Here is a 19,516-nt window from a genome sequence, read left to right as displayed (position 1 = left end):
ATAGCCAAAATTTACAATATGAAACAGAATATTAACAATCAATTTACTTAATTCGTATATAATTATATTTAGAATTATTATCATTTTAAAAAGGGGAATCAAATTTATGAATGAAGAAAATGATATTATTATTTCTAATTCTACAATGATGCTCGAACCATACAAGCACCCTTATTATCGCACTAAAATTATCGACAGTAGTGGGAACCATCTTTACTCCTGTCAAACTGCTCTCCAACTCATCAAGCAATCTTGTCTAACCAATGTGCATTCTACTTATCAAGGCAGACGTAATGCAGTCCAAACAAACTTTAAATTCAAACAAAATGTTCCAATTCCAATTAATCATAGAGAATATATTTGTGCTTTCCCGACAGAATCTCCTTCTTCTCCAAACTGTATATGGCTATTTTATAATCATATAGATGACATAGAATTTTTCAAACAGAGTAAAAAAGCTACCATTCATTTTTCAAATGGCACTACTACAACCATACATATCAGTCCCCATAAGCTAAAACAACAAGTATTAAAAGCTGGATACGTATTATCACGTATGAACATGCAAGATTCACTACAATTTAAAAACCTCTTATTACATTTACTACCGTAACAGAATTAGTAGAATGGAAAGCAATATCTCTTGCCTTCCATTCTTATGATAATATTTATCCTCTTAAGCTATTTCGCATTTTCTCAAGTGCTTGCCGATACACCCACCTCACTTGATAATAAGTCATTTCCATCTCGCTAGCGATCTCCCCCATCGTCTTCCCTACAAAAAAACGTTCGAAAATAATGTACTTCTCCTTCTCATCTAATACACTCATAAAATCCTTTGCTCTCATTTCAATATCTTCAAAATGAAAGATATCCTCATACTCTCCTACACATACACACTTTTCTTGCACAGTGGATTCTTTCTTCAATCTTTCTAACATGTAACCACGCACCGTTACAAGTGCATATGCAGGGAAACACCCCTTCTCCGCATCAAATCTTTCATACGCATGCCAAAGACCAATTAAACCACATTGATAATACTCTTCATAATCTTGACGAATACCTAATTTCTTTATTTGATTTACAATCATCCCTTCATACAAAACAACGGTCTCTGTAAAAGTTGCTGGTTTCACACAGTACCCACTTCTTAAAGGTATACCTCTTTGTTATTCCGCCGGTACCTCCACAATATAAAAATAAAGAGGCGATTTCACTGTGAGTAATTTCAAATACTACCGCCGAAATTTGAAATTACATGAAGTAGAATTTGAAATTCTGCTAATGGTATTTGAAATAAGGGTAAAAATAAAAAAGGTGACTCTTGGGAGAGTCACCTTTTCATAAAAATATATTATGCGCCAAAACTGTTTGCTAAACCCTTTAAAAAACCTAACCCTATTGTTAGAATAAAGAAAATTACAATTAAAATTGTCGCTTTTTTCTTACTTAAACCTGCCACAATATGTAATCCTAATCCTGTTAAAATTAAACTCCAAATATTAAAAATTTCAATTGAAGAAGCAATGCCGTTTAAAACTGTCCCTTTTTCAAATAAAGGAGATAAACTTGTATAAGTATCCGTTCCATTACCATCGAAAATGAAAGCTAATCCTACATTTAACAATCCACCAATGTAGAAAACAAGATTAGCGTATATATAAATAGATAATATCTTCATGTAGGGAGTATCATTTCCCATTAACATCATGATCACTTTATAAAAACCTGCTGCAATAAAGAGGCCGATAGGTGTTCCGAATAAACCAAAAAGTGCTCCGCCACCAAGTGCAAACCATTTTATCATCTGCCCATCTGGGCCATTTAATTCTTTTGCCACTTCTGGGGTATTAACCACTGATAAATAAAATACCGCAGCTGCTGTAACCGTTCCAAGTAGAACAAATAAGATAAATGCTCCCCAAACCGGACTTTTTGTCTTCATTCTCTCAAATTGTAAACCAGGAGAAGTGATCATCCCAAACAACGACGGCTTTTTCGTACTAACATCTTGCGTATTAATATTCGTTTCCATTATAATGCCTCCTTATTTACACTGGCATATTTGGTAAAAATGCTGACACTATCATAACAATTGCTGCTAAAAATGCTGCTTTAATAATGAATAAAATGATAATTGGAATTGCTGCTTGCACTTTACTTAATCCAGCTGTAATCTGTAATCCTAACCAAATTAAAACTAAATTCCATAAATAAAACAATTCAATCGTATTACCAATTCCATATGCAAGTGAACCTTGATCGAATAGTGGTCCTAAACTTGTATACGCAGTTGGTCCAGCACCTAAAATTAAAGCTATAACACCATTAATAAGTCCACCAATAATAACAACAATGTTCGCATATACAATAATTGTTACTATTTTTTTATAAGAAGTATCATTCCCATAAAACATCATAAACACTTTATAAATAGCCGCAATAACGAACGTTACTAGCATAGCACCTACTGCTCCCCATATCGTACCAGAAATCACATTTGATACGAGTGAGCTCTGATCTGCAAGTGCACCTAGTTCCTTTTGCATTTTCATCATCTCAGGCGATGTGTATGTAACATACGCGTTTAAACTACCTACAAGCCCTTGCAACAATGCAACGAAGAAGAACATACCCCAAACTTTCTCGCTCATCTTCATTCTCTCAAACTGTAAACCAGGAGAAGTAATCATTCCGAACAATGATGGCTTCTCGCCGCCAGCTTTTTGCGTATTCAAATTCGCTTCCACTATAACGCCTCCTTCTATTTATATAACCCGTTCTAACGGGCGGTTCACTTCCTCTCACATAGAGGCTACGAACCGCCCACTAGAACGGTAGTGTGTAGTTCTACTACACTATTACTTACTCATAACGTAAGGCTTCAATTGGATCTAACTTCGCAGCTTTGTTTGCTGGAATTAATCCAAAGATAATACCAAGTGTCATAGAGAATAGTACGCCCCCAACGACAACTTCCCACGAAACGAGCGGTGGCCATTTCGCAAATGTGGAAACGATATATGCTCCGCCATATCCAAGACCAATTCCGATTAAACCACCTAGAAGCGTTAACATGACTGCTTCAATTAAAAATTGCAATAAAATTTTACTACGTGTTGCCCCAAGTGCTTTACGTATCCCAATTTCGCGCGTACGCTCCGTTACAGATACGAGCATGATGTTCATAACACCAATACCACCAACGACTAATGAAATACCAGCGATACCACCAATAATCATCGTCATAATACCAGTTACTTTAGAAACATTTTCTTGGAATTCTTTTAAATTCACCAGTTCATATTTACCTGGAATTTCACTTGGCTTACGACTATTTAATACATCAACAGCTTTTTTCCCCGCTGCTTCTAAGTCATCTACATTTTTAGCTTGAATTGCGATATTTTGAATATCATCTGTTCCGTATAAAACAGGCCATAACGTAAGGGGGATTAACGCTTCTTCCATTTCAAATCCCATAAACTCATTATCAGATTTATACACACCAATAATTTGCATTGGCTGTCCCTTCATCTCAATGATTTGTCCAACTGGGTTTACGTCCTTAAATAATGTTTCCTCTGTCTTTGTACTAACCATCACAACGTTATTTGCATGAGTAATATCTGATTCACTTAAAGTACGTCCCTTTACGACCTTTACTTTATTAACCGCAAAATATTCATTATCAAGACCAATAATATTCAGATTTGCTTTTTTATCATTTACATCAAGCACCTCTGAATTCTGGTTTGTCGTAATAACGTGTGAAACATCTTTCACTTGTTTTACTTCCAAAATATCCTCTTCCGTTAACTTCGGTATTTGAAATCCGCCCATAGCAAACTCATCATTAATATCTGCTTTAAATTGAATTGGCATAAGATTATTACCACCAGAACCTGCGAATTTCGACTTCAGCATCGCTTCCCCGCCTTGCCCAATCGCAACGACAGTAATAATCGAACCTACTCCGATAATAATACCGAGCATCGTAAGAGCTGAACGCAGTTTATGAGCTAAAATAGAAGATAGGGCAATTTTTATACTATCTAGTAAACTCATACCGCACACCTTCTATCTTCTGTAATTTTCCCATCTCGCAGTACAATGCGGCGGGAAGAATACGCTGCTACTTCCTCTTCATGCGTAACCATAACAATCGTTGTACCTTCTGCATTAAGCTTCGTGAAAATATCCATAACTTGCTCACCAGACTTCGTATCAAGCGCACCAGTCGGCTCATCGGCCATAATGAACGTTGGATTATTCGCAATCGCTCTTGCAATCGCTACACGCTGCTTTTGCCCACCTGACAATTCATTCGGTAAATGATGCACGCGGTCCGCCAATCCAACTTTACCTAACGCCTCTAAAGCACGCTTGCGACGCTCTGCCTTCTTCACCCCGCCGTATACGAGCGGAAGTTCAACATTTTCTACTGCCGAAAGACGTGGAAGCAAATTAAAATGCTGAAACACAAAACCGATATATTCATTACGAATTAAAGCAAGCTTTGACTCGTCTGCTGTTAAGATATTCACATCATTCAGCATATATTCGCCTTCTGTTGGACGATCTAGACAACCAATAATATTCATAAGCGTTGATTTACCAGAACCAGACGGTCCCATAATCGAAACGAACTCGCCGCCCTGAATCGTTAAACTAATACCGTGCAAAATCGGCACTGCCAATTTCCCTTGATAATACGTTTTAGCAATATTATTTAACGTAATCATTTCTCTTTCACTTCCATTCCGTCATACACGTCGTCGGAAGGATTTTTAACCACCTTTTGCCCCACTTTTGCGCCTTCTACAACCTCTGTCCAGTCTCCATCAGTAGAACCTTTTTTCACATTTTGTTTACGAAGCTTCCCTTTATCCTCAACATAAACAAATGCATCATCGCCTTTTTCTACAATGCTCTTAGTTGGAACAGCAATCATCGTCTTATTCTCTAAATTTACTTGCAGAGAAACGTGATAACCTGGAGATAAACCATCTTGACTATCAAGACTTGCTTTATATGTATATTGGGACATATTTTGAGTCGCTTCACCCATACCGCCCGCTTGTGCCATCTCTGCACTCGTTGGGAATTCACTTACCTCTGTAATCTTACCTGTCCACTTCTTCTTATTATTTGCTTTCGCAGTTACAGTAAATGTTTGATCCTTTTGAATTTGTGACTTTTGAAGCTCAGTTAACGTTCCTTGAACTTGGAACGGATCTTTAGAAGCCACTTGTAAGAAGGCTTTCCCTTGACCACCTAACGCTTGAGATGAACTTTGCGCCGCATCTTTATCTAACTTTTGAACAACACCAGCAAAATTACTATAAATCGTAAGCTCTTTCTGCTTTTTACTTAATTCTTCTTTTTGTAATTTCCCTTTTTCTTTTTCAAGATCAGTCGTCTTTTGACCCATCTCTAACTCGCTTACTTGCTCTTCCATCGGATCTGTTACTTCTTTCCCAGCTCCGCTATCCTTTGCCTTCTTAATTTCTTTCTTCAACGAATCAATCTTCTTCTTTCCTTGATCATAACGCATATCTGCCATCTTCTGATCAAGCTCAGCTTGCTTCATTTGCAAATTAATCTCTTCATTATCATAAGAGAATAACTTTGTACCTTTGTCTACTTCTTGTCCTTCTTTTACCGCAATATCTTTCACTTTTCCTTTAGTTGGATCCGCATAGAAACTTTCAATATTCCCAGGCTTCACCTGACCAGAAATTAACTTCGTATTATTAAGCTTACGCTCTGTCACTTTCTCGAAACTTACAGCATCAGCAGATGTTGATGCCCCCTTCTTCTTGCCTTGCATAATAAAAATATTAACCGCTGCCACAATAACAATTAGTGCAATAACCCCGATAATAATCCATTTCTTCTTCTTGTTTGGAGTACGAACCGTATTTGGTAACATATTCTCTCTCCCTTTATAACTTAATAGTTTAATATAAAATTTCGTAAAACTTTCTGAAAACTAAATACATATTATTACATTCTTTTTACAAAGTTTTACACATTCATTTATATTGTAACAAAAATTCCAATGATTAGAAATATGACATACTTTCTTTTAAGATAGATTTAAGGAAAGATTATATTAATATAAGAAAAGCTATCCAATATAGAAATTGGATAGCTTTTCAAACAAAATATTACGCCGCTTTAGGGGCTTTGCTCTCATGTCCACGTTGAACAATGAACAAGAAGATTGTTGATAAAATAGCACCTGTTAATAGTAAGATGAAACAACCATCCCAGCCAGAACGATCAACAATAATACCGATTGCTGCGTTTGCTACAAGACTTCCGCCTACATAACCAAACAGACCACACATACCAACTGTCGTACCTACTGCAAATTTCGGTACTAATTCCATCGCACTTAAACCGATTAAGAACTGTGGTACATAAATTAAACAACCGATAATAGAAACTGCAATACTTACAACAAGTACGCTAGATGCTTGCCAATATATAAACGTACCAATAACAACTCCAACCATACTAATGATACATAATGGCATACGTTTTCCTTTAAATAATTTATCACTTAAAAGACCAACGATTAATGAACTTGGAATTGCCATACCTTCAAAGATTGTGTATGCCGCGTGCGCTTCATTTTTTGAGAAACCTTTAACTGTCGTTAAATAAAGTGGAACCCAGTTAATAACACCGAAGCGAATTAAATACACAAATGCATTCGCAATACATAAGAACCATACAAATTTATTTTTCACTACATATTTCATTAAAATTTCTTTTGGTGACATCTTGTTAGCATTATCTGCTTTTTCAAGATTTTCATAGTCATTACGATACTCATCAATTGGAGGAAGACCTTCTGATTCTGGTGTATCCTTCGCATTAATCCAAACAAGAACGGAAATTACCATTGCGATAATCGCTGGGAAAATAAACACGCCGCCTTGCCAATGATTTTCACCGAAAATACCTACACCAATTCCGACAAGTGGTGGCACAAGCATTCCACCAACGTTATGTGAAATATTCCAAAGACCTGTTTTCGTACCACGTTCTTTCTTCGAGAACCATTTCGTCATAACGATACTACAAGGTGGTGCTCCCATACCTTGTACAATACCATTCACAACAAGTAATGTAACAATCATCCCAAATGAAGATGCAAAGCCGAAACAAATATTTACAAGCCCTGATAAGAATAAACCGACTGCGATAAAGCGCTGGGCGAAAGCTTTATCTGATAAATTCCCCATAAAGAACTTACTAAATCCATAAACAATTGCCATGATTGAACCTAGTAAACCAATTTCAGCTGTACTAAACCCAAATTCTTCTACTAAATACGTACTTGATAACGTAAAGTTACTACGAACTAAATAATAAGCAGCATATCCAACTGAAATTCCGATTAGCACACGGATACGTAATAATCGATATACACGGTCGATCATATCCGCTGGTAATCTTTCAATTGCAGGTGCTGGCTTGAGCCATTTAAACATATATTTCCGTCTCCTTTTCTCACTTCTGAGAGAGACGCTGTCTATTCCATATCTCGATTATTCCGCTATTTGATATATTTTTGTTTGTTCTTCTAACCGGCTGTCCTTCTATTTCTTGCTCATTCTTCGCAAACATTGTTGGTACGCCAAACGAAACTTTTTCTAAAATGTGCCCCGCTTCTTCTGATAAACAATAATCAATAAATAAATCCGCAATAATACCATTCGGTGCACGTTTTAGTTTCGAAATCGCATTAACAGATAATCCTGTTTGCTCAGGTACAATACTTACAATTGGAAAGCCTTGTTTTTGAAGCATTCTCTGGTCTCCCATGAAATTGATCCCTATCATATACTCACCGCTCGCAACTAGTTCTACCGGTATGTAACCATTCACCGTTACTTCACCAACTTGTCCTGCGAGGTTCTTCACATATGCCTTCGCTTCCTCTTCACCTACAGTATCAATAAGCGATTGAAAAAACGTATATGCTGTTCCTGAAACATTTGGATCTGGCATAACAATCTTTCCCTTATATACTGGATTTAATAAATCTTGCCACCTTGATGGATAAGGGATTCCGAGCGGCGCTATCTCTTCATTCCACCGCTCTTTATTGATTGCAATTGCCAGTTTCTCCACTTCATAACCGTACCAATAACCATCTTTATCTTTAACAGTTTTTGAAATACGGTTCGCATGCTGACTTGTAACAGGAATAGATAGATTTTTTTGCTTCATCATTTGATGCGCGTCTACCGTACCGCCAATAATAATATCCGCTTTCGGATTTCCAGCTTCCTCTTCTACCCTCCGAAGAAGCTCTTCTGTCGAAAGACGAATAAATTCATACGTACAGCCGCGTGATTTACAAAATGATGAAAGCAAAGCTTCACCAACTTCCTCGCGTGCTGCTACATACGCAACAAGATGACGATCATCCAAAATAGGGAGACCACTTTTATTATATTTAATAGAGGTTGTATCTCGAGAGCAACTAGACATCGCTCCTCCAATTACTAGCAAAAAGAAGAAAAAGGCTATCTTTCTCATGACACATTCTCCTTTACAAATAAATTTGCGAGGGAGCTTTTCATATACATGACATTCCCGTTATTATCACCGAGATATTGCACAACAAAGTACGATGGATATACAGAAATAGTAAGAATGTCTTCTCGCTCATTCTTTATACGCTTCCCTGTTTTATAAGCGGTAATATAAGCAATTGGTTCATTCTGTGATTGTAATAATTTCTGTATTTCTCCGTAATCTGTAATTTGCTTTGCGTACCGAATCGAATCAAGTATGTGCGTAAGATTCATCGTACGTTCTACATCACCTTGGCGTACTATGACATCCTGTGCTGACGCAAAAAAATCACTAATACGTTCTGGTGTGTAATACAGGCTTAACAAATACGTTTGAAATGCTGAAATCATTGGATCCGTACCATTCTTTCCGTATATATCAGCCCCGTACTGGAACAAGTCACCTACTGCAAAAGTACGTTTATGTCCATTTAAGTACGTTACTTCTCCAGTAAATACTTGTTCTTGATTCTTAGCTTCTCTCGGTTCTATTTGAATTCGGTCAAAGAATGAAACAATCGTATGCAAACGAACTTCATCCGTTATAACAATTTCTCCCCACTTTTCATGCCTAACTTTCATTTCAGTAGGCAGGGATTCATTCACTCTTTGTAAAACAGTTTGTTTGTCATTCACTATTGTAATTCGATTATATATTTGCTTCTCCATCACATAAAACAAAATAAGAGAAACGATTATACAAAGGACAAACATAAGAATTTGAAATGATAGCCTTTTCATTTCTGCCTACCTCCAAGATAAAAAAACGTTGTTTCGAAAATACCGCATAATTGTTTCATAAATGTATCATTTAACCGCTTTCAAGTTTTTTATGTCTTCCATCCGTTTCGGAAGTAAAAATGTAATAAATATCGTAGTACCCATCTCTTCACTACTCTCAATTCGCATACTTCCGCCCTGCTTATTCATAATCTCCTGACAAATATACAAACCGTAACCATTCCCGTAACTAGAAGGAAGTACCTTCCCTCCTGGCGATTCATTCCACTCTGCAAGCACACCTTCATCTATACCAATACCATCATCATGAACAAAAACCTTCGCCTCATGCTCACTTACAATTACATTCATACGAATTTGCGTAGCATCGCTATATTTAATCGTATTATCAAGTACATTTAAGAATATTTGCTTCGTCTTATCAAAGTCTGCAAGAACATGTACATCCGTTAACTCATTTATCACTTCGATTTCAAATTGCTGCAGGCGAGGTTTCACAATTGAAACGGCTTCTTCTGCTAATTCTTTTATATCCACAACTGTAGGTGACACTTCAAACGTACTCGTCCCGTACTTTGAAGACTTAAGTAATTCCTCTACAAGTGATAATAAACGCTCACTTTCTACAGCCACATAACGCAGGCTTTCCTGTACATCTTCCTTCGCCTTTAACTTCGGAATTAAATCCACATAGCCAATAATCGCCGTTAGCGGTGTTTTTAGCTCATGCGTAATGCGGTCTAAGAAATCTTTCTGCTTCTCTTTCTCCTCTTTCAATTGCTTAATATGTAGTTCAATTCCATCAGCCATCGCATTAAAAGATGCTGAGAGCTGAGCAATTTCCACATACTCATTTAGCTCAATCTTACTTTTATAATCTCCATTCGCAAGCCGCTGTGCCATTTGTCTTAACTGATCAATCGGCTTATGAAGAGACCTTGCCAAACGAATCGCAAAGAAAATACCCGCAGCTACTAGACAAAGAGACGTCATTAAGAACGTCCAGCCAACATTTGTTAAAACTTCCTTCTCACCCGTTAACTCATTTATAAAACGAACACTTCCAATGACATCGTTTCCATAATAAACTGGGCTTGAAAACAAAAGAATTGGAGCTGGGTCTCCCTCTTCAAAAACATAAGATTTCTTTCCCTTCAAGGAACTCTCAATATCAATATTCCGATGAAGAAGTGCTCCCTTTTGCGTATCTGCAACAACATCTCCATTCTTCCCAATCATCTGTACACGCACATCCATGCGCTTCGCTAAATACGAAGCAATTAAAAGTGAATTAGGACCGAGCGTCTCTACCTCTGCTTCCTTCTCTAAATAATTCATCGTATAAATTTGTGCTTCTACACTTAACTTTTCTAAAGAATTTGCCGCGTTATGATACATATTCTTTTCTAACGTAATATAAACAACTGCGTACAAAAGAACAAAAATCGGAATTAACAATCCAACTATTCCAAACACCATATTTCTTTTTAAAGACATACCATCACCACTTAACAATCCAGTTTATAGCCAACGCCATAAATTGTCTTAATATATTCTCCGCTCTTCCCTAACTTCTTCCGCAGCCTTTGCACCATAATATCAACTGCTCTCGTATTTCCGATATACTCAAACCCCCATACTTTCTCAAGTAACTCATCTCTCATAAATACACGCTGCGGATTTGAAACAAACAACTGACATAAATTAAACTCTCGGTACGTTAACTGAATTTCTTGTCCACTAACATGCACCTTTCTTTCCTTAGGACAAATCGTTATCTCTCCCGCCCCGATTACTTCATGACTTACCGTTACCTCTGCCTTCTTCACGCGCCGCGTCATATTCTTAACCCGAAGAATAAGCTCTGCATAATTAAATGGCTTCGTCACATAATCATCCGCACCAAGCTGCAACCCAAGCAATTTATCATTCATCTGACTCTTCGCAGTTAACATGAGTACTGGAATATCCCTATCCTTTTCACGGAACAAACGAAGCAATTCATACCCATCTGTATCTGGAAGCATAACATCCAAAATCAATACATCCGGCCCTTCATTCCATTTCTCTAAAGCTTCTCTTCCATCAGCCGCTGTCAACACTTCATACCCTTCCATCTCCAACTGCATCCGAATCAAATTACGAATACTCGATTCATCATCAACTACAAGTATTTTCATTATTCTCCTCCTTCCATCCCGTATTATAGTACAGTTTAGTATAGCAAAAATCTTATAAAAAAAGAGAGGGTATTGTCGAACATATGTTGAACGACAATACCCTCTCTTTCACTTATTATATCTATTTATCATACCCATTAGGTTTCTTCTGATGCCAATTCCAAGCATGCTCAATGATTGTCTTCACATTTACATACTGAGGATCCCACCCTAACTTTTCTTTCGCTTTCTGAGAAGAAGCAACTAAACGTGCTGGATCTCCCGCACGGCGCGGTGCTACTTCAGCTGGAATTTCATGATTTGTAACTTCACGAACTGCATCAACGATTTCTTTTACACTGAAACCATTACCATTTCCTAAGTTATAGAAATCACTCTCTCCGCCGTTCTGTAGGTCTTTAAGTCCTAAGAAGTGAGCTGCCACTAAATCTTCAACATGAATATAATCACGGATACAAGTACCATCTGGTGTATTATAATCCTCACCAAACATCATAATCTTCTCACGTTGACCTAACGCCACTTGCAGTACAAGAGGAATTAAATGCGTCTCTGGACGGTGATCTTCCCCAATAATACCATTTGGAGTTGCACCAGCCACGTTAAAGTATCTGAAAATCTTATAACGTAAATTAGAAGCTTGGCTATACCAATGAAGCATCTTCTCGATTGCTAACTTCGTTTCTCCATACGTATTCGTTGGATTTGTCATCGTCTCCTCAGTAATAAGGTCTACATCCACCTCACCATACGTCGCCGCAGTAGAAGAGAAAATAAACTTATCTACCTTAAACTCATCCATTACCTCTAATAAACAAAGTGCACCGTACACATTGTTATTATAGTATTGAAGAGGCTTCTCCATACTAACTCCAACTAAAGAATCAGCTGCAAAATGCATAACCGCCTCAATATTTTCTTGTGTAAAAACATCTCTTAAAAATGCTTTATCACGAAGGTCTCCATTATAAAACTTCGCACCTTCCGTAATTGCATCCTCATGACCAGTTTGTAAGTTATCTACTACTACCACTGATAAACCTTCGTCTACTAATTTTTTCACAGCGTGAGAACCGATATAACCAGCTCCGCCGCAGATTAGAATTGAATTCATTGTCTTCCTCCTACATATATTAGGATTTCTTACTCACTTACTTATTATAAAAGGTATACGATTGCTCGTATACCTTTTGTGTACCTTTATTATTTAGCAACGAAATAATCCGTTACATATTGTGCCCAAACTTCATGCCCTTTAGCACTTGGGAAACCGAACTCTGTCTAAAGGAGTTTGGTCATTACTTATTACTTAGTTACTTCAAGATGCGCTCTTAATTTATTCGTTAAATCTTGTTTTGCTGCATCTGGAACATAGTAATACCAAATGCCGTCAGCAGCCTTGTGACCATCACCTGGGATTTGGATATCCTCACTATTTTTCAAGCAATCTTTATAGTTCTTTTGCATATCAAACATTTGATCTTGCGTTAAGTTTGTCTTCACATTCTTTTGAATTGCTGCTAATACATCTCCATAACCTGTTAAAGAAGAGAAGCTTGCACCCTTCTTAATAACAGCCTGCATCACTTGACGCTGACGCATTTGACGTCCAAAGTCACCACGTGGGTCTTCTTTACGCATACGTGTGTATGCTAGAGCTTGGTCACCTGTTAAATGAATATTCCCTTTTTGGAAGTGCTTCCCTTCTAGAGAGAACTCTAAATCATTATTTACATCTACCCCACCGACTGCATCAACGATATCTTTAAAGCCTTCCATGTTCACTTCAATATAATAATTAATAGGAACATTCAAGAAGTTTTCTACGGTCGCTACAGACATATCCACTCCGCCGAATGCATAAGCATGATTGATTTTATCGCTTTTACCTTTTCCAACAATTTCTGTATAAGTATCACGAGGAATACTTACTGTTTTCATAGAGTTATTTTTAGGATTTAATGTAATTACCATTAAAGAGTCTGAACGTCCTTTATCATTACCACGCTCGTCTGCCCCTAGTAATAAAATTGACACTGGTTCACTCTTGCTAACTTTTTCTCCAACGTTACTGTTGTTTTGATCACGTTTTAAAGGTTTATGAACTTCTTTTAATGTATTAGATACAGAAGAATACACATTATAGGCATAAACTCCTCCACCTATGATTAGTACCCCAAGAATACCGAGTACCCAAAATAAAATTTTCTTTTTCATTATTGTAACCTTCTTTCTTAAGCCTAACTTACAATACATATGAATCCTATTATACAAATCATAAAAAATAGACAAACAACAATTATGTATTGTTATTTGTCTATCACATATCTTAATATATTTATTCTTTTTTGTCACCAAGCGCAAACGTGATTTCTGTCTCACAAGCAATTTCACCATCTACAGTAGCAATTGCTTTTCCTTTTCCAATCGCTCCACGTACACGTGTCATTTCAACTTCTAAACGAAGTTGGTCACCTGGACGGACTTGTCGTTTAAAACGGCAATTATCGATGCCTGCGAAGAATGCTAAGCGACCACGATTCTCTTCTTTCTTCAACATAGCAACAGCGCCAACTTGTGCTAAAGCCTCTACAATTAAAACACCTGGCATTACAGGATAATCTGGAAAATGCCCATTAAAAAATTCTTCATTAGCTGTAACATTCTTTATCCCAATAGCGCGCTTTCCTTCTTCTACTTCTAAAACTTTATCCACTAGTAGAAATGGATAGCGATGAGGAATTATTTCTTTAATTTGTTGAATATCTAGCATACACTTCTCTCCTTAAACAAGATTGGTCATACCACCAGAAGTTATACTATCATTATCCCATTTTAAATCTTATTTGTCATTATAAAAAAGGATTTCAAGATTTCTCTTCTAAATAAAAAAATGTATACACTCTTTTCAATATGTATTATTACTGACACGGAGGTTGAAAAGAGTGTATACCCAAGTTAGGGAAAGGCATATTATATCAAATATATTAAGCCTTAATGTCGTATTCAAGATTTATTATATATGACAAAAATAAGAAATTAAAACCTAATTTTCGACCTTTTTCGTATTAATTCCCTAATATTACTCAGGATTTCTCTATTTTCCTTACATTCTCTTAAATGTGATATTTAGAAATATAAATTTTAATAAAAAATCATTAAAATAAAAGCAAAAAACGCTTGTAACAGAATTTACATAACCATATTATAATAAAATGAATATAAGATTTTAACCTAATCGTTCAAATATCTTTATTTTTAGAAGGGAATCCAAAAATGGCAAAAGGTATACATACTATCGAGTTAAATGCTTCACCAAATCAAATTTGGAAATTTATTAGCGATATAAACAATTGGGCTCCACTAGTCACAGGCTATGTTAAACATAAAGTTATTGATGACAAACATTCGACTTGGCGTTTGCACGGTGATTTAGGATTTATTAAACGAGACGTTAGTCTAAATGTTGAAATTATTGAGTGGCAAATGCCAAATAAAATTAGCTTTACGATGGCTTCTCCAACAAAAAAATTAATTGGTAGCGGCTCTTTTCATGCTGAATCAATCTCTCCTTCTACCACAAAAGTAACAAGTCAGTTAGAATTGCGAACAACTGGTAAAGGAGCCTTTGTTTTTAACGGCGCCATAAAACCATTTGTTCCTAAAATGACAAAGCAACTTTCTAAAAAAGTGGCAGATAAATTAATGGAACAGTTATAAAAAACCACCTCAGAAATTTATTTTACAATAAATTTCCGAGATGGTTTTTTTGAAAGTTAACTATTAACCATTTCTTTTTGTAATAACTTCTCCATATAGCTTAATAATTCATTCTTTAATCCATCATGCTGTAATGCCATTTCAATTGTTGTCTGAATGAATCCAAGCTTCTCTCCAACGTCGTATCGCTTTCCTTCGAAATCATAAGCAAATACTCTTTGTATCTCATTTAAGCGCTGAATAGCATCCGTCAACTGAATCTCTCCACCTGCTCCTGTTTGTTGATTCTCTAAGAACGTGAAAATCTCAGGTGTTAATACATAGCGCCCCATAATTGCTAAGTTAGATGGTGCTGTTCCTTGATCTGGTTTTTCTACAAACTGACTAACTTGATAACTACGACCTTTTTGTGCTAGTGGATCAATAATACCATAGCGATGCGTTTCCGTCTCTGGAACAGTTTGAACACCAATTACCGATGATTGTGTTGCCTCATATTGATCCATTAATTGACGTAAGCATGGTGTTTCAGCTTGTACAATATCATCACCAAGTAAAACAGCGAATGGCTCATTACCAATAAACTTACGAGCACACCATACAGCATGACCTAAACCTTTCGGTTCTTTTTGACGAATATAGTGGATATTAATTTTAGAAGACTCTTGCACCTTCTTAAGGATTTCATGCTTACCCTTTTCTAGTAAGTTCTGTTCCAACTCAAAAGAATGATCAAAGTGATCTTCGATAGCACGCTTTCCTTTTCCAGTTACAATAATAATATCTTCAATTCCAGATTGAATCGCTTCTTCTACAATGTATTGAATTGTTGGTTTATCAACAATTGGTAACATTTCCTTTGGCATTGCTTTAGTTGCTGGTAGGAAACGAGTTCCTAATCCAGCTGCTGGGATAATAGCTTTTTTTACTGTTTTCATCAATTAATCATCCTTTATTTATCTCAAATTCTACTTCAATTATACACCTTATTTATATATATATTCATTTGACAATTAAATCTAAATATTATAGTTTTCTTATTAAATTTATAGTAATAGAAAGAAACATTTCACTATCTTGAGTTCAACTATAGAATCGATTCAGAATTATTTATGTTATGATATAGTGTCTAAACTAATAGAACTTTAAATAGTTCCCAACACTATATAAAGAAGGAGCAACATAAATGTCACATAGGGTAGAGATACATAACGATGTCAATACAAATAAAAATTGGGAGTCTATCGAAAAAGCCTTTAAAGGTCTGAGCGAGGAAAGTCAAAAAAGTATCCAAAAAACTATTTTTTCTATAATTAATGCGAACAAAATTCTAGAATCAAATGCAAACTTTATAGAACAAAACTCGACTCTACCAGAACTGAATCAAGATAGAATTCCAACAATAGTGGATTCATTCAAAGAATTGAAAGAACGTATGGATTTTAATGAACATGAATTAACAAAATTAAGTCCTGCTAACGCAAAGTTCAGATTAACTCTGTTAAGTGCATATGGTGATATTGATGCGTATCACCCAAAAGTTATCCACTTTAAGTCTAAATGGAACGGCTATTATTATTGGATGGTATTCACACCTTATCCTGGTGGAGATCAAGCTAAAGAAAACCCGCATTTACTAGTTAGTAATGATCTGATTACCTGGGTAGAACCTAATGGCTATAAAAATCCATTAGAACCTCAACCAAATGGGACTCCTGATAAACAGTATAATTCGGATACACATATCGTTTATAATCCACACTTTAATAGAATTGAGGTATTCTGGAGATTTGTTGACGATACTGCTGAAACTGTTACTATCTATAGAAAATTATCTAACAATGGTGTCGATTGGTCACCAAAAGAAGTGGTATTTCATGATAATAGAAAGAATCAAGATTATTTAAGCCCTGCTATTATTTTTGAAGATAATAAATATAAAATATGGTTTGTCGGCAATGGTTATAAAGTTCTTTATACCGAAAGTGAGTCAGGAGTAAATTGGAAACCACTTCAAGAAATTCATATTCCATTTGAAAATAACATGTATCCCTGGCACCTCGATGTAATTCATACAGATAAAGGATATGAAATGGTATTAGTTGCTTTTACAAAAGGACAGGACAGAAATACAATGAGCCTTTTCTATACAGTATCAAATAATAATATTAACTATACTAAAGCTAAAAAAATATTGAGTCCCTCAGAACAGGAATTCACATGGGATAACCGTGGAATATATCGTGCGTGTATTATGAAAAAAGATGATACTTATTTTATTTTCTATTCTGCAGTAAATAAAAAATGGGAACGTGGTACTGGAATAAGCTTTGGGAAACAAATTGAACACCTAACAGGCTTAGAACAACATGAAGTATTTATACAAAATAATATCAGGGCTATAAATATGGTTTATACAGCATTTCTACGAAATTATGCTTTACAGCTCTCTGTCCCACGAAATGATGGTTCCTTCTGGAAAGCATGTTTAAGGTTTAATTCAAAAGATGAAGTAAAGTTTGTTGATGAATTCAACTTGAATAATTTAATTAAATTAGCAGTATCTACGATTAAATCTGAAAACGGGATGAGCTTCACTAATAGTTCATCATATTATAACTCCAAAGAGTTTAAATTAACTGACACCGAGAAAACAGCTATTGTAGGTATCGGAGATTCTGATTTTCTAAGGGTGAAAGCCATGGGAAATCCAGATAAAACAGGTGGAATAGAAGTGTCTTCTATCCTATTAGAAGATAGTAATGGAGATGTACAAAATCCACGTGAAGGAAGTATTAGGTATAATAGCAAAATTAAAAAACATCAAGGTTATAATGGAGTAGCTTGGCATGATCTGTATTAAATTTTTAAAAATTTAATACAGATCAACAACTTAAGCGCTAAAAAAAGATGGTTCTGCATCCTATCAGAACCATCTTTTTTAACAAACAGTAAATTTAATTAGCCATTCTCCAGATACAATTATATATCCTAAGGCTTTCAATACACATTCCCTTAATTATTACCGTTCAAATTTACCCTCTTTTATAACTGATTGGTTGCATAGGTCTTTCCACACCAGTATCTTCTTTTTTTGTTTGCTCCCTCAGAATTTTATCCCATTTCCTTCCAACAAACTTAAATGTATACTTTTCAACATTTTTCCTTGCAGCTTTTCCATATTCTTTTCGTAATGTTTCAGACTCAATTAGTGTCATCAATGAATTAGCTAATTTATCTATATTTCCTTCTTCTACTAGAATACCATCTTGTTGATGTTTAATAACTTCTCTAGGGCCTGTACATTCAAATCCTACACATGGTACCCCAACTGACATTGCTTCAATAATTACCATACCAAATGATTCATACCTAGAGCTTAATGCATATATGGAAGAATTTTTCATCTCTCCAATGATATTATTTGTTTTCTGCATAAGAAAAATATTATTATACGCTTTTTCTTCAAATATTTTTTGGCGTAATGCATCTTCCTCTACTCCCGATCCAAAGATTTTCAATTTCCAATCAGGGTGTTTTCTTATAACCTTAGCAAAAGCTGGAATTAAAAGGTCAAATCCCTTTTCATACGCATAACGTCCAGCAGCAATAACTACTTTTTCATTCAAATTAGATATTTCATTCGGAATATCTGTTGCATTTTCTACCTTATATAAATCTACTTTACTGCCTTTTAATATCTTCTGATAATCCTTAATTTCTGATTCCGTTAAACAAGTTAAAGCATCTAATTTTCTATAGTGTTTCTTAATTTTCTTTTGAAGTTCTGGAGCATGACCAGCGAAATATAAATGTTCCTGGCCAATTTTAATTATATCCCTTCTCGCAAACTTAGTCGCTAAAATATTAAAAGAAGGTATAGTTGTAATCAAAATCCCTTTGTTAATTTTCCTCAATGCTGCAATAATCTTGAAATCAACAAATAAATTAAACATCTTATACAAGTCTTCACTCTTGTCTATAAAAACACTTGGTACTCTCATCAAAGCCTTTTTGATGACCTTTTGATATAGAGGCGTATTTCTACCAAATAATTTCCCACGTCTCGCATCAAAAATTGGTGTAATTTTTATTGTTTTATCAATATCAAACATTGGCTTGGCACTAGTTCTTCTAACACTAATAATTTCTACTTCATGATTTTGAGCAGCAAAATAGTTAGCTGTATTGGCAACAGTTCTTACTGTTCCGCCCATTCCATAAATATTATATACAAGAAATGTAATTTTCATTATCTCTCACCTCACTCTA

Annotated in this window: 19 protein-coding genes; 3 read left to right on the top strand and 16 right to left on the bottom strand. The window is 35.6% G+C overall.

Annotated elements, in window-relative coordinates; all coding sequences use genetic code 11:
- Positions 1-106: 106 nt before the first annotated feature.
- On the top strand, positions 107-613 hold the full coding sequence (locus ACXY7N_RS20370; RefSeq protein WP_088084586.1) for a competence protein ComK: 507 nt from the start codon (positions 107-109) through the stop codon (positions 611-613).
- A gap of 55 nt (positions 614-668) precedes the next feature.
- Here ACXY7N_RS20370 and ACXY7N_RS20365 read toward each other — a convergent pair whose 3' ends face one another.
- The 14 genes from ACXY7N_RS20365 to fabZ all read right to left on the bottom strand — a co-directional run bounded on the left by ACXY7N_RS20365 (position 669) and on the right by fabZ (position 14,297).
- Positions 669-1,139 (bottom strand): sigma-70 family RNA polymerase sigma factor, encoded by a 471-nt coding sequence (locus tag ACXY7N_RS20365; RefSeq protein ID WP_016085525.1) that lies wholly within the window; start codon positions 1,137-1,139, stop codon positions 669-671.
- A gap of 218 nt (positions 1,140-1,357) precedes the next feature.
- Entirely contained in the window at positions 1,358-2,038 is a 681-nt protein-coding gene (yknW, locus tag ACXY7N_RS20360; RefSeq protein ID WP_431154138.1) for a YknW family membrane protein, read from the bottom strand.
- A gap of 16 nt (positions 2,039-2,054) precedes the next feature.
- Positions 2,055-2,753, bottom strand: a complete 699-nt coding sequence (gene yknW, locus ACXY7N_RS20355; protein ID WP_098885315.1) for a YknW family membrane protein — start codon at positions 2,751-2,753, stop codon at positions 2,055-2,057.
- A 115-nt stretch (positions 2,754-2,868) separates the two neighbouring features.
- Positions 2,869-4,071, bottom strand: a complete 1,203-nt coding sequence (locus tag ACXY7N_RS20350; RefSeq protein WP_016085522.1) for an ABC transporter permease — start codon at positions 4,069-4,071, stop codon at positions 2,869-2,871.
- On the bottom strand, positions 4,068-4,748 hold the full coding sequence (locus ACXY7N_RS20345) for an ABC transporter ATP-binding protein (protein ID WP_016085521.1): 681 nt from the start codon (positions 4,746-4,748) through the stop codon (positions 4,068-4,070). Before ACXY7N_RS20345 ends, ACXY7N_RS20350 begins: the two co-directional genes overlap by 4 nt.
- Positions 4,745-5,938, bottom strand: coding sequence for an efflux RND transporter periplasmic adaptor subunit (locus ACXY7N_RS20340; RefSeq protein ID WP_116363607.1), 1,194 nt, complete (start codon positions 5,936-5,938; stop codon positions 4,745-4,747). Before ACXY7N_RS20340 ends, ACXY7N_RS20345 begins: the two co-directional genes overlap by 4 nt.
- A 238-nt stretch (positions 5,939-6,176) precedes the next feature.
- A complete protein-coding gene (pgtP, locus tag ACXY7N_RS20335) occupies positions 6,177-7,511 on the bottom strand; it encodes an MFS transporter (protein ID WP_116363608.1) in 1,335 nt (444 codons plus the stop codon).
- A 19-nt stretch (positions 7,512-7,530) separates the two neighbouring features.
- On the bottom strand, positions 7,531-8,565 hold the full coding sequence (locus ACXY7N_RS20330; protein ID WP_016085518.1) for an ABC transporter substrate-binding protein: 1,035 nt from the start codon (positions 8,563-8,565) through the stop codon (positions 7,531-7,533).
- The gene (locus ACXY7N_RS20325; RefSeq protein WP_098591679.1) at positions 8,562-9,344 is read right to left on the bottom strand and encodes a DUF3919 family protein; all 783 of its coding nucleotides are present in this window, start codon (positions 9,342-9,344) and stop codon (positions 8,562-8,564) included. Before ACXY7N_RS20325 ends, ACXY7N_RS20330 begins: the two co-directional genes overlap by 4 nt.
- 66 nt (positions 9,345-9,410) lie before the next feature.
- A complete protein-coding gene (locus tag ACXY7N_RS20320; protein ID WP_116363609.1) occupies positions 9,411-10,841 on the bottom strand; it encodes a HAMP domain-containing sensor histidine kinase in 1,431 nt (476 codons plus the stop codon).
- Between the two features lie 11 nt (positions 10,842-10,852).
- Positions 10,853-11,524, bottom strand: a complete 672-nt coding sequence (locus tag ACXY7N_RS20315; RefSeq protein WP_000699564.1) for a response regulator transcription factor — start codon at positions 11,522-11,524, stop codon at positions 10,853-10,855.
- A 121-nt stretch (positions 11,525-11,645) separates the two neighbouring features.
- Positions 11,646-12,638, bottom strand: coding sequence for a UDP-glucose 4-epimerase GalE (gene galE, locus ACXY7N_RS20310; protein ID WP_016136061.1), 993 nt, complete (start codon positions 12,636-12,638; stop codon positions 11,646-11,648).
- 191 nt (positions 12,639-12,829) lie between these two features.
- Complete coding sequence (gene tagU, locus ACXY7N_RS20305) at positions 12,830-13,741, bottom strand: polyisoprenyl-teichoic acid--peptidoglycan teichoic acid transferase TagU (RefSeq protein WP_016085513.1); 912 nt, start codon at positions 13,739-13,741, stop codon at positions 12,830-12,832.
- A 121-nt stretch (positions 13,742-13,862) separates the two neighbouring features.
- Positions 13,863-14,297: a 3-hydroxyacyl-ACP dehydratase FabZ gene (gene fabZ / locus ACXY7N_RS20300; RefSeq protein WP_000884318.1), complete on the bottom strand. Its 435-nt coding sequence runs from the start codon at positions 14,295-14,297 to the stop codon at positions 13,863-13,865.
- 503 nt (positions 14,298-14,800) lie between these two features.
- Between fabZ and ACXY7N_RS20295 the strand changes: the two genes are divergently transcribed.
- Positions 14,801-15,244, top strand: a complete 444-nt coding sequence (locus ACXY7N_RS20295; protein WP_488592584.1) for an SRPBCC family protein — start codon at positions 14,801-14,803, stop codon at positions 15,242-15,244.
- Between the two features lie 56 nt (positions 15,245-15,300).
- On the opposite strand, the gene galU is transcribed toward ACXY7N_RS20295, so the two are convergent.
- Positions 15,301-16,182, bottom strand: coding sequence for a UTP--glucose-1-phosphate uridylyltransferase GalU (galU, locus tag ACXY7N_RS20290; RefSeq protein WP_488592583.1), 882 nt, complete (start codon positions 16,180-16,182; stop codon positions 15,301-15,303).
- Between the two features lie 248 nt (positions 16,183-16,430).
- Here galU and ACXY7N_RS20285 point away from each other — a divergent pair, with 248 nt between their 5' ends.
- Positions 16,431-18,107 (top strand): glycoside hydrolase family protein, encoded by a 1,677-nt coding sequence (locus tag ACXY7N_RS20285; protein ID WP_016085510.1) that lies wholly within the window; start codon positions 16,431-16,433, stop codon positions 18,105-18,107.
- 172 nt (positions 18,108-18,279) lie between these two features.
- On the opposite strand, the gene ACXY7N_RS20280 is transcribed toward ACXY7N_RS20285, so the two are convergent.
- Positions 18,280-19,497 (bottom strand): glycosyltransferase family 4 protein, encoded by a 1,218-nt coding sequence (locus ACXY7N_RS20280; RefSeq protein WP_488592582.1) that lies wholly within the window; start codon positions 19,495-19,497, stop codon positions 18,280-18,282.
- Between the last annotated feature and the right edge of the window lie 19 nt (positions 19,498-19,516).

Source organism: Bacillus sp. 5w2 (assembly GCF_054353775.1).
Note: the sequence above shows the minus strand (reverse complement) of the source record. Positions and strands in the feature narration are given on the sequence as shown.